The sequence below is a fragment of the Nocardioides aromaticivorans genome, assembly GCF_013408525.1.
In the GTDB taxonomy this organism is placed as follows: Bacteria; Actinomycetota; Actinomycetes; order Propionibacteriales; family Nocardioidaceae; genus Nocardioides; species Nocardioides aromaticivorans.
Genome location: NZ_JACBZM010000001.1, coordinates 3,711,441 through 3,723,742, shown reverse-complemented (window position 1 = coordinate 3,723,742; position 12,302 = coordinate 3,711,441). Strand labels below are relative to the sequence as shown.

The following is a 12,302-nucleotide window of genomic DNA, read 5'->3' as shown; positions in this document are numbered from 1 at the left end:
GTCAGGCGGCGAGCGCCAGCGCGGTCACGCCGGACGGGACCGACCGCAGCGGGCGGGCCGGGCGGGCGTCGTACAGCTCACCGGCGACGGCGGAGGTGAGGTCGAGCAGCGAGCTGCCGAGCGCGCCGGTCACCGCGGCGATCATCTCGCTGCTCGGCTCCTTGAGCCCGCGCTCGATCTCGGAGAGGTACTGCGGGGAGATGCCCGCCCGCTCCGCGGTCTCGGTCAGCGTCTCGCCGCGCTCACGCCGCAGCCGGCGCAGCTCGCGACCCAGCAGGTCCCGCCAGAGCGGTTCGGTGTCGTCCTCGGCCATGCCTCATCGTAGGTCGGCCGGGCCGACCGCCGGGCGGGTCGCGGAGGAGTTCTGCTGTGGGCAGAAGAGGTGCCCCCGCCGGGATTCGAACCCGGACTGCGCCGAGTTTAAGTCGGCTTCCTCTGCCAGTTGGGATACGGGGGCGGGCGGTCCGCAGCGGGACCGGTCACTCCTATAAGTAGGTCTGGCGGGGGTAGATCGCGTGCGCGCCCGCGACCCGGTCGAGGAACAGGAACCCGTCGGTGTGGTCGATCTCGTGCTGCAGCGCGCGGGCCTCGAAGGCGTCGGTCGCGAACTCGACCTGCTCACCGGTGCCCGGCAGCTGGCCACGGACCGTCAGCCGCGACGCGCGCTTCACGTCGCCGGTGAAGTCGGGGACGCTCATGCAGCCCTCACGGGCCTTCTCGTTGCGGCTCGACTCGACGACCTCGGCGTTGCAGAGCACGAAGGTGCCGTGCAGGGTGCGGGACTTCGGGTGCTCGGTGACGTCGACGCAGAAGACCCGGACGCCCACCCCCACCTGGTTGGCCGCGAGGCCCACGCAGCCGGGGCTGACCCGCATCGTCGCGACGAGGTCGGCGGCGAGCTGGACGATCTCGGCCGAGGTCGGGTCGACGTCGGCACCGCGCGCGGACAGCACGCCGGCCGGTGCCTTCACGACGTCGAGGACGCGGCCCTCGACGCCGAGCTCGGCCTCGGTCCAGGCCGTGACGCGCTCACTGCTCACAGCTCGTCGGCCTCGGCCGCGCGCAGGGTGGCCGTCACGCCGACCCGCTCGGCCGCGGCACGGATGGCACCCTCGACCGCCGAGACGTCGGCGCCGACCGGCAGGTCCAGCTCGGCGACCAGCAGGTAGAGGTCGCCCGCGAGGCGCGTGGTCAGGTCGGTGATGTTGCCGCCCGCGGACGCGACCTGGCCGACCACCTCGGAGACGATGCCGGGGCGGTCGCCGCCGTGCACGGTCAGCACCCACGACGTACCCCCGGCGCCGGGCGCGACCTCATCGGCCACCGGGCGCACCGAGACGTCGAGGTCACCGCCGGCCGCGAGCGACGCGAGCGCACCCTCGATGGCCGGCGCCTCGACCGTGCCACGGCACAGCAGCATCATCGCGAAGTGCCCGCGCAGCAGCGTCATCGTGGAGTCCTCGATGTTGAGGCCCAGCTCCGCGAGGCCCGCCGTGGTCTCGGCGATGATGCCCGGCCGGTCGTGGCCCAGGACGGTGACGGCGTACAGGTCGTTGCTCACGGGCCTCATCATCCCAGCCCCTCAGGCAGACGCCACCTCGCGGGCGCGCTCGAACACCGCGTCGGTCATCGGCTCGGTCAGCCGGCCGGTGAAGGTGTTGTGCTGGCTGGGGTGGAAGCAGCCGAGCAGCGTGACGTCGGTACGACGGGAGCGGCGCGACGCCGGAGCGAGCACCACCTCGGCGCCGTGCCCGAAGCGCGGGCGCGGGCGCGGCTCCACCCAGCCCGCGCGGCCGAGCGCCCGCAGGGAGGCGTCCCATCCGATCGCCCCCAGCGCGACGACGACCCGCACCGACGGCGCCAGGATCGCCAGCTCCCGGTCCAGCCAGGGCGCGCAGCTGGCGCGCTCCTCCGGCGTCGGCTTGTTGGCCGGCGGGGCGCAGCGGATGGGCGCGGCCATCCGCACGTCGTGCAGCTGCAGCCCGTCACCGATGTGCGTGCTCGTCGGCTGGTTGGCCAGCCCGACGCGGTGCAGCGACGCGAACAGCCAGTCCCCCGAGCGGTCGCCGGTGAACATCCGCCCGGTCCGGTTGGCGCCGTGGGCGGCGGGGGCGAGCCCGATCACGACGATCCGGGCGTCGGCCGGCCCGAAGCCGGGCACCGGGCGCGCCCAGTACACCTCGTCGGCGTACGCCGCCCGCTTCTCCCGGGCGACCCGCTCCCGCCACGCCACCAGGCGGGGGCACCTCCGGCAGCGGACGACGCGTGCGTCCAGCCGCGCCATCGCCTCGCCGGGATCGGTCACAGCAGGGACCAGGCGATCCCGTCGAGGATGTCGGTCTCCGCGACCGTGACGGAGGGGACGGCGATCCGGCCGAGCACCATCGAGACGATCAGCGCGCCGGCGTCGATCACGTCGGCGCGGCCCGGGTGCATCCACGGCAGGGCGCGACGCTCGGCGACGCTCATCGCGAGCAACCGGCCGACCAGGCGCTGCACGTCGGTGACGGCGAGCTCGCGGCCGTGGATGAGGTCGCGGTCGTAGTACGGCAGGTCCAGGACCCCGGCCGCGATGGTCGTGTTGGTGCCGGCGACCGCGATCACGGTGGCCGCCGCAGCCGGGTCGACCGGGCAGGCGTCGAGCGCGGCGTCGATGTCCGTCACGATCGCCGCGATCTCGACCACGTCGACGGGGTCGTGCCGCACGTGGCGCTCGTGCAGCCGGACGGACCCGATGTCCATCGAGTGCGCGGCGGTCGGTCCGGCCGCTGGGTCGCCCAGGATCAGCTCGGTCGAGCCGCCGCCGATGTCCACCACGAGCACGGGCCCGGGGACCGCGTGACCGATCCCGCGGACGGCGCCGTCGAACGCGAGGCGGGCCTCCTCCTCCCCCGACAGCACCTCGGGCACGACACCGAGGCGGGACAGGACACCAGCGGTGAAGACGGCGGCGTTGCCGGCGTCGCGGGTGGCGGAGGTGGCGCAGAAGCGGAGCCGCTCGACCCCGGCGTCGGCGATGATGGCGGCGTACTCGTCGATCGCGGTGAACGCGCGCTCGAGCGCCTCGGGCGCGAGCACGCCCGTGGCGTCGACGCCCTGGCCGAGCCGGATCATCCGGCTCTCGCGGCGCACGCCTTCGGGGTCGTCGGCGGGGTTGCCGACCAGCAGCTTGATGGTGTTCGTGCCGCAGTCGATCGCGGCGATCGGGCCGGTCACCGGGAGGTCGCGATCACTCGGACGCGACGGCTTCGTCGACCGTCACGCACGGCCCCTTCGCCCACCACTCGCCGAGCATCTCGAGGACCTCGTCGCCGAACGGGTTGACGCCCGGTCCCGCCGCCAGGGCGTGGCCCGCGAGCACGTGCAGGCACTTCACGCGGGTGGGCATGCCACCGGCGGAGATGCCCTCGATCTCGGGCACGTCGAAGCCGCCCGCCTCGGCGATGGCCGCCCGGTCGGCGAGATAGGCCTCGTGGGCGGCCTGGTACCTCGCGGCCAGCTCCGGGTCGGCGGTCAGCCGGTCCTGCATCTCCTTCATGACGCCCTCGGCCTCGAGCGTGCCGATGCGGGAGGTCGCCCGCGGGCAGGTCATGTAGTAGGTCGTCGGGAACGGCGTGCCGTTGGGCAGCCGGGGCTCGGTCGTCACGACGTCCGGGTTGCCGCACGGGCAGCGGTGCCCGATCGCGTGCACGCCCCGGACCGGACGACCGAGCTGGGCGGCCATGATGGCCTCGTCGGTCTCGCGCTCGGTCACTCTGCTGGGTCCTTCAGGTCTTCCTTCGGCGCCTCGATCTCGTCCTTCGGAGCGGGCACCTTCGTGGGCGGGTTGCCGGCGAGCTTCATCGAGTCCCACGCCTCGTCGTACCAGGAGCGCTCGTCGGGATCGGCCACCGTCGACGGGTCGCCGAGCTCGGCCGAGGCGTCGATCGGCTGGCCGTCGGGACCGAGGGCGACGAAGGGCGTCTCCCCCTTGGGCACGTAGCCGAAGCGGGCGCGGGCCTGCTGGCGGACGTACTCCTCGTCCTGCCAGCGCTCCTTCTCCCGCTTGAGGTCGGCGATGGTCGCCTTGCGGTCGTCGATCTGGCTCTGCAGGGCGTCGATGTGGTCGCGCTGCTGCAGGTAGGCCCGCAGCGACGACGCGTAGGAGACCGCGAGGACCGCCAGCACGAGCACCAGGATCGCGGCCCGGCCGGTGAGCCGGGACCTGCGCTGGTGCTCGGCGCGGGCGCGCACCAACGCGGCCTCACGGTCGCGGGCGGCCTTCTTGCGCTCGGCCTTCAGGCGCTCGGCGTACCGCGGCCCGGACCGCCCCGCTGCGGGGCGGCCCGGCTTGCGGGACGTACGGCGCTCGTCGGCCATGGCTCAGGCTCCGGTGGGCTCAGCCCTGGTAGCGCGGGAAGGCAGCGGCGCCGGCGTAGCGGGCGGCGTCGCCGAGCTCGTCCTCGATGCGCAGCAGCTGGTTGTACTTCGCCACCCGCTCGGACCGCGCCGGGGCGCCGGTCTTGATCTGGCCGCAGTTCGTCGCCACCGCGAGGTCGGCGATGGTGGTGTCCTCGGTCTCGCCCGAGCGGTGGCTCATCATGCAGCGGTAGCCGTTGCGGTGCGCGAGGTCGACGGAGTCGAGGGTCTCGGTCAGCGAGCCGATCTGGTTGACCTTCACCAGCAGCGCGTTGGCCTGGCCGCCGGCGATGCCGCGCTGGAGGCGCTCGACGTTGGTGACGAACAGGTCGTCGCCCACGAGCTGGGTCTTGTCGCCGAGGGCGTCGGTGATGGCCTTCCAGCCGTCCCAGTCGTCCTCGTTGAGCGGGTCCTCGATGCTGACGATCGGGTAGTTGGCGACGAGGTCCGCGTAGTAGGCGATCATCTCGTCGGCCGACTTCTTGGCGCCCTCGAAGGTGTAGGCGCCGTCGTCGAAGAACTCCGAGGCGGCGACGTCGAGCGCGAGGACGACGTCCTTGCCCAGCTCGTAGCCGGCCTTGGCGACCGCCTCGCCGATCAGGTCGAGGGCGGCGCGGTTGGACTCGAGGTTGGGCGCGAAGCCGCCCTCGTCGCCCAGGCCGGTGGCCAGGCCCTTGTCCTTCAGCACCGACTTGAGCGCGTGGTAGACCTCGGCGCCGACGCGCAGCGCCTCACGGAAGGTGGGCGCACCGATCGGCGCGATCATGAACTCCTGGATGTCGACGTTGGAGTCGGCGTGCGACCCACCGTTGAGGATGTTCATCATCGGGACCGGCAGCAGGTGCGCGTTGGGGCCGCCGACGTAGCGGTAGAGCGGCAGGTCGGCCGAGTCGGCCGCGGCGCGGGCCACCGCCAGGGAGACGCCGAGGATGGCGTTGGCGCCGACCTGGGCCTTGTTGGGCGTGCCGTCGGCCTCGAGCATGACCTGGTCGATCAGGCGCTGGTCCGCGGCGTCGAGACCCTCGATGGCCGGGCCGAGCACCTGGATCACGGCCGTCACTGCCTGCTGGACGCCCTTGCCGGCGTACCGGTCGCCGCCGTCGCGCAGCTCGACCGCCTCGAAGGCACCGGTGGACGCGCCACTGGGCACGGCGGCCCGGGCGAAGGACCCGTCATCGAGGAGGACCTCGACCTCGACAGTGGGGTTGCCGCGCGAGTCGAGGATCTCGCGAGCGCCGACGGCTTCGATGGCTGCCACTTCAGATGTGCCTTCCGGTGCGGGGGACGTCGCGGACCAGACTAGTGCGCCGGGCGGCCTGCTTCCGGCAGCGCCCACCGCGCGTTCCGGACGTTCCCCGACGGGGCGCGGAGCCGACCCGGCATGCTGGTGCCGTGACCGAGCCCGAGAACCGGCCCCGCAGCCGCCGCCCGCACTGGGTGTACGACGCCGGGCAGGAGCCCGAGGCGCGCGACTCGCTCGCCAACGAGCGGACCTTCCTGGCCTGGCTGCGCACCTCGCTCGCGCTGGTGGCGGGCGCCGTCGCGGTCAGCTCGCCGGCGCTGGAGTTCTCGGTGACCGCGCGGCTGCTCCTCTCGCTGGGGCTGGTGCTCGTCGCCGCCGTGGCGCTCGGCGTCGGGTGGCACCGCTGGACCCGGACCGAGATCGCGCTGCGGACGAACTCGACGCTCCCGGGCTTCACGGGGGGCATCGTGGTGCTGGCAGCCGTGGGACTACTGATGGCGGGGGCGCTCGCATCCGCCGTGGTCAGCCACTGATCAGTCGCGGGCCGGCGACTCGGGGACGACTCCGAAGACCGCACCGAACAGCCGCTCGCACCGCGCGCTCATCTCCTCCGGCGCGATGCCGGGGTGCTCGCACCACCAGGTGACGAGCGAGGCGAAGACGTTGCTCCACACGGTCGTCATCGCGTCCAGGTCGAGGACGTCGTCGTCGCCCGCCAGCGACAACAGCTCGCCGACGCCCTCGCGCGCCAGCTCCTCGAGCCGCCGACGGTAGGAGCCGCCCAGCTCCCCTGCTCCGTCGGTGGTCGGCGCGGTCGGGTCGTTGGCGACGGCCCAGGCCCACGGCCGCTCCGCGAGCACCACGAAGACGCCGTCGAGGGTGACCAGCGCGCGGCGCAGGCCGACGGCACCCAGGCCCGCCGAGCGCTCGATCTCACCGATCAGCAGGTCGGCGGCCTCGCGCAGGCAGCGCTCGAAGAGGCCCTCCTTGGAGCCGAAGTAGTGGTAGATCAGCGGCTTGGAGATGCCGGCCTCGCGGGCGATGTCGGCGACCGACGTGGCAGCGAAGCCCCGCGCCCCGAAGACCCGGCCGGCGACGTCGAGGATCTGCTCCTCCCGGTCGGCCCGGGCGACGCCCTTGGTGCCCGAGCGGCGTGCAGAGGTCATGCGGATCACCCTACCGGGGGAATTGACTCCGTGGTAACTTACCCACGAGTCAATTCAAGGAGACCCGATGCACGACCTGCTCGACCCGATGAAGAACCCGGTGACCTACGCGATCCCGTTCTTCCTCCTGACGATCCTGATCGAGCTCGCCGCCCTGAAGTGGCTCGACCACGACGACGACCCCGTCACCGGGCAGCCGCCGACGGGCTACCTCGGCAGGGACACCCGCACCAGCCTCGCCATGGGCCTGGTCTCCCTCGTGTTCACGCTGGCGTTCAAGGTCGGCTCGTTCCTCGTCTACACGCTGGTCTTCGTGCACCTCGCGCCGTTCGAGCTCCCCACCGACGCGTGGTGGTACTGGCCGGCCGTCATCGTCGCCGTCGACCTCGGCTTCTACCTCTCGCACCGCTTCGTGCACCGGGTCAACGTCGGGTGGGCCGCCCACCAGGCCCACCACTCCAGCGAGTACATGAACTTCGGGACCGCGCTGCGCCAGAAGTGGAACCCCTGGTTCGAGTTCTTCTTCTGGCTGCCGCTGCCCTTCCTCGGCTTCTCGCCGTGGACGATCTACGTCGCCTTCGGCTTCAACCTCGTCTTCCAGTTCTTCGTGCACACCGAGACCATCGGCAGGCTCCCGCGCCCCATCGAGCTGGTCTTCAACACCCCGTCGCACCACCGCGTCCACCACGGCTCGGACCCGGAGTACCTCGACAAGAACTACGCCGGGATCCTGATCATCTGGGACCGCATGTTCGGCACCTTCCAGCCCGAGCTGCACCGCCCGACCTACGGCCTCACGAAGAAGGTCGAGACCTACAACCTGCTGAAGCTCCAGTACGGCGACTACGCCCAGATCACCCGCAACGTCCGCAACGCCGGCTCGTGGAGGGAGCGGGCCGGCTACGTCTTCGGACCGCCCGGATGGGCGCCCGAGGCCAGGGCCGGCGAGCGGCTCAGCGCAGCAGGTGCTGACTGAGGTCGCCGGTGAGGTCCGCGCGCATCGTGCGGCTCTCGAAGCGCCACGCACCGTCGGCCCGCCGGAAGGTGTCGGCGTAGCGGCCGACGATGATCGCCTGCAGGGGCAGCGCGTCGGTCGCCTGGAAGACCGTGTACGTCGACGCGGCGCTCGCCGCCTCGCCGCCCGGATCGGTCTCGACGACCACGTTGGTGGTGACGTGCCGCGTGCGGGGCGTGCCGTCGTCGTACAGGCGGACGAGGGAGCGGTAGAACGCCTCGACCGCCGCGCTCCCCTCCGCGAGGGTCACCGGACCGTCCGGCGTCTCGCCGCAGATCCGTCCCTCGCGGAACAGCTCGCCGACGGCGGCGAGGTCACCGGCGTCGACGGCGTCGGCGTAGGCGAAGAGCAGGCGCTCGATCGCGCGGGCGTCCTCGGCGCTCATCCGGCACTCGCCTCAGGCGTCGAGCCCGAGCTCGCCCATCCGCTCCATGTGCCGCTCGGTGAGCCGCGTGAACATCCGGCCGAGCGCGGCCAGGTCGAGGCCGGGCCGGTCGGTGCCTCCGGCGAGCAGCGCCGTGAGCGCGTCGCGGTCGGCGGCCACACGCTGCGCCTGGGTGAGCGCCTCCCCCATCAGGCGGCGGCCCCACAGCGCGAGGCGGCCGCCCAGCCGGTGGTCCTGCTCGATGCCGGCCCGGACGCGGTCGACGACGAAGGCGGCGTGGGTGCCCTCCTCCATCGACGTGATGACCAGGTCGCGCGTCTCGGGGTCGAGGTACGCCGCGATCTCGCGGTAGAAGTCGTTGGCCAGGCCGTCGCCGACGTACGCCTTCACCAGGCCCTCGTACCAGTCGGCCGGGGCCGTGTGGCGGTGGAACTCGTCGAGCGGCTCACGGAAGGGCTCCATGGCCACGAACGGGTCGGCGCCGAACGCCCGGATCCGGTCCGACAGCGCGTGCACCTTGGTCAGCTCGCCGCTCGCCATGCTGGCCAGGTCGACCTTGTCGGCGAGGCTCGGCGCGAGCTTGGCGTCCTCGGCGAGCCGCTCGAAGGCGGAGATCTCGCCGTAGGCGATCGCGGCCAGGAGGTCGACGACGGCCTCCCGGTAGGCCGGGTCGGCGTCGGCGGTCAGCGGGGTCGCGTCGGCGGATTCAGCCATGCGCCGAGCGTACAAGTACGATGATGTACGGCGAGAGCCAGTCCGGTCCCCCGATCGTGACCGGCCCGCCCGGGCAACCTGCCCACGTATGTGCGCGGCTGAGTGTGAATCGGCCGCTTTGATTCTGGCGCCTGCCACCCGGCCGACGACACTCACGAAAGCGAACAGAACACTGACTTCCAACGACATCACTGCTGCGTCCAGCGAGGCCACCGAGGCCACCACCGAGGCCGCGGCACCCACCTTCCGCGACCTCGGCGTCATGCCGCAGATCTGCGACGCGCTCGACCGCGCGGGCATCATCCACCCGTTCGCCATCCAGGAGATGACCCTCTCCGTGGCGCTCCTGGGCACCGACCTCATCGGCCAGGCCCGCACGGGCACCGGCAAGACCCTCGCCTTCGGCATCCCGGTCATCCAGCGCAGCATCGCGCCGTCCGACCCCGACTACGCCGAGATCCCGCAGGGCAAGCCGCAGGCGCTCATCGTCGCGCCGACCCGCGAGCTCGCCCTCCAGGTCTCCAGCGACCTGACCCTCGCCTCGGCCGACCGCGGCCTGCGCGTCCTCACCGTCTACGGCGGCGTCGGCTACGAGCCCCAGATCGAGGCCCTCGAGGCCGGCGTCGACATCGTCGTCGGTACGCCGGGCCGGCTGATCGACCTCGCCAACCGCCGCGTCCTCGACCTCTCCCACGTGCACGCCCTCGTGCTCGACGAGGCCGACGAGATGCTCGACCTCGGCTTCCTGCCCGACGTCGAGAAGCTGCTCCGGATGACCCCCGAGACCCGGCAGACGATGCTGTTCTCGGCCACCATGCCGTCCGCGATCGTCGCGCTGGCCCGCATCCACATGCGCCACCCGATGAACATCCGCGCCGAGTCGTCGTACGAGAACGCGACGGTGCCCGCCACCGCGCAGTTCATCTACCTGGCCCACGACCTCGACAAGCCGGAGATCATCGGCCGCGTCCTGCAGGCCGAGGACGCCGGCAAGGTCGTCATCTTCACCCGCACCAAGCGCCAGGCCCAGCGCGTCGCCGACGACCTCGTCGAGCGCGGCTTCAAGGCCAGCCCGCTGCACGGCGACATGGCGCAGGTGGCCCGCGAGAAGGCGCTGACCAAGTTCCGCGAGGACAAGATCCAGGTCCTCGTCGCGACCGACGTCGCCGCCCGCGGCATCGACGTCGCCGGCGTCAGCCACGTCATCAACTACACCTGCCCCGAGGACGACAAGACCTACGTCCACCGGATCGGCCGCACCGGCCGCGCCGGCGCCTCCGGCATCGCGATCACGCTGGTCGACGCGACCGACGTGCACCGCTGGAAGATGATCAACAAGGCGCTCGACCTGCCCTTCGACGAGCCGGTCGAGACCTACTCCACCTCCGAGCACCTCTACCACGACCAGGGCATCGCCCCGGGCACGAAGGGGCGCATCGCTCCCCCGGCCCCGCCGGCGCCGCGCGCAGACCGTGGTGAGCGCGGCGAGCGTGGTGGCGACCGTGAGCGTCGTCCGAGCGGCGAGCGCAACCGCAACCGGACGCGCACCCGCACCCGCGGCGGCCAGCCGGTCGAGGGCGAGAAGCCCGCGACCTCCGCGGCCTCGTCGGCCTCGTCGGAGTCGGGCGCGGGCGAGGGTGCCGAGCGCCCCGCCGGCGCGATCCGCAACCGCCGCCGTCGTCGCCGCAGCAGCGGCTCGGGCGGCCAGGCTGGCGCCGGCAACCAGAGCGGCGCCGCGGAGTCGCAGACCGCCTGAGGCAGGCACCAGCAACGCGTCGTCGGCGCGGACCGGGCAACCGGTCCGCGCCGACTGCCGTTCTCAGGCCGTGACGACGACCGTCGTACCGATGGGCGCGAACTCCCACAGCGCGATCGCGTTGCTGCGCTCCTGGCGGATGCAGCCGTGGGACTGCGGGGTCCCGAGCTGGCCCAGGGTCTGGACCGGCTTGCCCTCGTCGACCGGGATCGTGTGGAAGCCGATGGCGGCACCGCCGGTGCCCTGGGTGAATCGGACGAAGTACTCCATCGTCCCCGAGTCGTCGATGCCGACGGCGTTGCGGCTGCGGGAGTAGACCGAGTAAGTGCCCTCGAAGAGGTTGTCGGTGAGGCTGCCCGAGACGAGGTAGGTGCGCACGATCTTGCCCGAGTCGTCGACCAGCCAGACCCGCTGGCGGCCCTCGCTGAACACGATCCGCCTGCCCTCGCCGGAGTCGGGGGGCAGGCCGGTCGTCTCGCTCAGGGCGGCGATCCGGCTGCCGTCCACGTCCACGAGCCCTCGGCTCGGCGTGGACGCACGGGCGTCCGTGCGCTCGGGGCTGGCCTTCGGCGCCGACTCCTGGGCCGTCGTGGTGAGCGAGGCCGCGGCGTCGGAGCGGTCACCGCCCGAGGGCAGCAGGCCGAACCCGCCGGCGACGGCCACGGCGGTCACCGCGACCGAGGCGCCCAGGGCGGTGATCCGGCCGTAGCGGGGGCGGACCTTCGTCGCCCTCCGCTTGCCCGCCACCGGTGCCCGGTGGCGGCCCTGGGGTTGTGCCCGGTGTGCGCCCACGGCTCAGCGGGCCGCCCGGTCGAGGAGGGAGCCGGCCACGTCCCGGTAGGCCTGCGCACCCTTGCTGCTGCGGCTGGTCGCGAGGATCGAGCGGCCGGCAGCCGGCGCCTCGGCGAACTTGATCGTCTTCGGGATCGGCGGCTCGACGACCTCGAGGTCGTAGGTCTCCGAGATGGTGTCGAGCACCGCGCGCGCGTGGTTGGTCCGGCCGTCGTACAGGGTGGGGAGGACGCCCCAGACCGCGAGGTCGCGGTTGGTGAAGCGGCGTACGTCGTGCACGGTGTCGAGCAGCTGGCCGACGCCGCGGTGCGACAGGGTCTCGCACTGCAGCGGGATCAGCACGCCGTTGGCGGCCGTGAGCGCGGCGACCGTCAGCACGCCCAGCGAGGGCGGGCAGTCGAGCAGCACCCAGTCGTAGTGCGTGCCGGACGCGGCGAGGTCCTCCATCACGCCGCGCAGGACGTGCTCGCGGCCGGTGCGGGTCAGCAGGTCGGCCTCGGCGCGGGCCAGCTCGATCGTGGCCGGGAGCAGGTCGACGCCGTCCTCGGTCTCGATGATCACCTCGTCGACCGCCGTGCCCTTGGTCAGCACGTGGTGGACCGAGAGCTCGAGGTCCTCGGGGTCGATGCCCAGCGAGAAGGTCAGGCAGGCCTGGGGGTCGAGATCGACGAGCAGCACCTTCTGGCCCCGTTCGGCGAGGGCCGCACCGATCGACGCCACGGAGGTCGTCTTGGCGACGCCACCCTTCTGGTTGGCGACAGCCAGGATCGTGGAGCGGGGGGCCTTCGCGTTCATCAAGGGACATCATGCCGGACGATGGGTCGTCTGGTGTT

At 72.5% G+C, this 12,302-nt stretch carries 16 protein-coding genes and 1 tRNA gene; 3 read left to right on the top strand and 14 right to left on the bottom strand.

All coding sequences use genetic code 11. From position 1 onward, the window contains the following. Window position 1 precedes the first annotated feature (1 nt). The 9 genes from BJ993_RS17920 to eno all read right to left on the bottom strand — a co-directional run bounded on the left by BJ993_RS17920 (window position 2) and on the right by eno (window position 5,656). Window positions 2-313, bottom strand: a complete 312-nt coding sequence (locus BJ993_RS17920) for a helix-turn-helix domain-containing protein (RefSeq protein WP_036540960.1) — start codon at window positions 311-313, stop codon at window positions 2-4. Window positions 314-383: 70 nt separating this feature from the next. After that, window positions 384-457: transfer RNA gene (locus BJ993_RS17915), tRNA-Leu, on the bottom strand. Window positions 458-485: 28 nt separating this feature from the next. Beyond that, entirely contained in the window at window positions 486-1,040 is a 555-nt protein-coding gene (locus tag BJ993_RS17910) for a peptide deformylase (protein WP_179650337.1), read from the bottom strand. Continuing rightward, the gene (locus BJ993_RS17905) at window positions 1,037-1,561 is read right to left on the bottom strand and encodes a glycine cleavage system transcriptional repressor (RefSeq protein WP_308645618.1); all 525 of its coding nucleotides are present in this window, start codon (window positions 1,559-1,561) and stop codon (window positions 1,037-1,039) included. Before BJ993_RS17905 ends, BJ993_RS17910 begins: the two co-directional genes overlap by 4 nt. Before the next feature lie 21 nt (window positions 1,562-1,582). After that, window positions 1,583-2,305, bottom strand: coding sequence for a uracil-DNA glycosylase (locus BJ993_RS17900; RefSeq protein WP_308645617.1), 723 nt, complete (start codon window positions 2,303-2,305; stop codon window positions 1,583-1,585). Continuing rightward, on the bottom strand, window positions 2,302-3,216 hold the full coding sequence (locus BJ993_RS17895; protein ID WP_179650335.1) for a Ppx/GppA phosphatase family protein: 915 nt from the start codon (window positions 3,214-3,216) through the stop codon (window positions 2,302-2,304). The genes BJ993_RS17900 and BJ993_RS17895 overlap by 4 nt, the downstream gene beginning before the upstream one ends. 13 nt (window positions 3,217-3,229) lie before the next feature. Further along, a complete protein-coding gene (locus BJ993_RS17890; protein WP_179652408.1) occupies window positions 3,230-3,724 on the bottom strand; it encodes a DUF501 domain-containing protein in 495 nt (164 codons plus the stop codon). 26 nt (window positions 3,725-3,750) lie between these two features. Then, window positions 3,751-4,359 carry an FtsB family cell division protein gene (locus BJ993_RS17885; protein WP_179650334.1) on the bottom strand — a complete coding sequence of 203 codons (609 nt, stop codon included), beginning with the start codon at window positions 4,357-4,359 and terminating at the stop codon, window positions 3,751-3,753. 19 nt (window positions 4,360-4,378) lie between these two features. Next, window positions 4,379-5,656, bottom strand: coding sequence for a phosphopyruvate hydratase (gene eno, locus BJ993_RS17880; RefSeq protein ID WP_179650332.1), 1,278 nt, complete (start codon window positions 5,654-5,656; stop codon window positions 4,379-4,381). A gap of 134 nt (window positions 5,657-5,790) precedes the next feature. Between eno and BJ993_RS17875 the strand changes: the two genes are divergently transcribed. Continuing rightward, entirely contained in the window at window positions 5,791-6,174 is a 384-nt protein-coding gene (locus BJ993_RS17875) for a YidH family protein (RefSeq protein ID WP_036540949.1), read from the top strand. Here BJ993_RS17875 and BJ993_RS17870 read toward each other — a convergent pair whose 3' ends face one another. Further along, window positions 6,175-6,807 carry a TetR/AcrR family transcriptional regulator gene (locus BJ993_RS17870; RefSeq protein WP_179650328.1) on the bottom strand — a complete coding sequence of 211 codons (633 nt, stop codon included), beginning with the start codon at window positions 6,805-6,807 and terminating at the stop codon, window positions 6,175-6,177. It abuts the gene before it with no gap. A gap of 67 nt (window positions 6,808-6,874) precedes the next feature. Here BJ993_RS17870 and BJ993_RS17865 point away from each other — a divergent pair, with 67 nt between their 5' ends. Beyond that, on the top strand, window positions 6,875-7,783 hold the full coding sequence (locus tag BJ993_RS17865; protein WP_179650326.1) for a sterol desaturase family protein: 909 nt from the start codon (window positions 6,875-6,877) through the stop codon (window positions 7,781-7,783). On the opposite strand, the gene BJ993_RS17860 is transcribed toward BJ993_RS17865, so the two are convergent. Next, window positions 7,761-8,207, bottom strand: coding sequence for a nuclear transport factor 2 family protein (locus tag BJ993_RS17860; protein WP_036540941.1), 447 nt, complete (start codon window positions 8,205-8,207; stop codon window positions 7,761-7,763). The two genes, BJ993_RS17865 and BJ993_RS17860, sit on opposite strands and share 23 nt — an antisense overlap. Window positions 8,208-8,219: 12 nt before the next feature. Beyond that, entirely contained in the window at window positions 8,220-8,921 is a 702-nt protein-coding gene (locus BJ993_RS17855) for a ferritin-like fold-containing protein (protein WP_036540939.1), read from the bottom strand. Between the two features lie 88 nt (window positions 8,922-9,009). Between BJ993_RS17855 and BJ993_RS17850 the strand changes: the two genes are divergently transcribed. Continuing rightward, entirely contained in the window at window positions 9,010-10,677 is a 1,668-nt protein-coding gene (locus BJ993_RS17850; RefSeq protein WP_179650324.1) for a DEAD/DEAH box helicase, read from the top strand. A gap of 63 nt (window positions 10,678-10,740) precedes the next feature. Here the strand turns inward: BJ993_RS17850 and BJ993_RS26650 are convergent, their stop codons facing one another. Together BJ993_RS26650 and BJ993_RS17840 are read right to left on the bottom strand one after the other, a co-directional pair. Beyond that, window positions 10,741-11,424 (bottom strand): L,D-transpeptidase, encoded by a 684-nt coding sequence (locus BJ993_RS26650; RefSeq protein WP_179650322.1) that lies wholly within the window; start codon window positions 11,422-11,424, stop codon window positions 10,741-10,743. Window positions 11,425-11,472: 48 nt separating this feature from the next. Then, window positions 11,473-12,264, bottom strand: coding sequence for a ParA family protein (locus tag BJ993_RS17840; RefSeq protein WP_036540936.1), 792 nt, complete (start codon window positions 12,262-12,264; stop codon window positions 11,473-11,475). Window positions 12,265-12,302 lie beyond the last annotated feature (38 nt).

Bases quoted from the DNA above. Each gene is read 5' to 3' on its own strand.
- BJ993_RS17920 (WP_036540960.1), bottom strand. From the start codon at position 313: ATGGCCGAGGACGACACCGAACCGCTCTGGCGGGACCTGCTGGGTCGC.
- BJ993_RS17890 (WP_179652408.1), bottom strand. From the start codon at position 3,724: ATGGCCGCCCAGCTCGGTCGTCCGGTCCGGGGCGTGCACGCGATCGGG.
- BJ993_RS17885 (WP_179650334.1), bottom strand. From the start codon at position 4,359: ATGGCCGACGAGCGCCGTACGTCCCGCAAGCCGGGCCGCCCCGCAGCG.
- BJ993_RS17870 (WP_179650328.1), bottom strand. From the start codon at position 6,807: ATGACCTCTGCACGCCGCTCGGGCACCAAGGGCGTCGCCCGGGCCGAC.
- BJ993_RS17865 (WP_179650326.1), top strand. From the start codon at position 6,875: ATGCACGACCTGCTCGACCCGATGAAGAACCCGGTGACCTACGCGATC.
- BJ993_RS17860 (WP_036540941.1), bottom strand. From the start codon at position 8,207: ATGAGCGCCGAGGACGCCCGCGCGATCGAGCGCCTGCTCTTCGCCTAC.
- BJ993_RS17855 (WP_036540939.1), bottom strand. From the start codon at position 8,921: ATGGCTGAATCCGCCGACGCGACCCCGCTGACCGCCGACGCCGACCCG.
- BJ993_RS17850 (WP_179650324.1), top strand. From the start codon at position 9,010: ATGTGCGCGGCTGAGTGTGAATCGGCCGCTTTGATTCTGGCGCCTGCC.
- BJ993_RS17840 (WP_036540936.1), bottom strand. From the start codon at position 12,264: ATGAACGCGAAGGCCCCCCGCTCCACGATCCTGGCTGTCGCCAACCAG.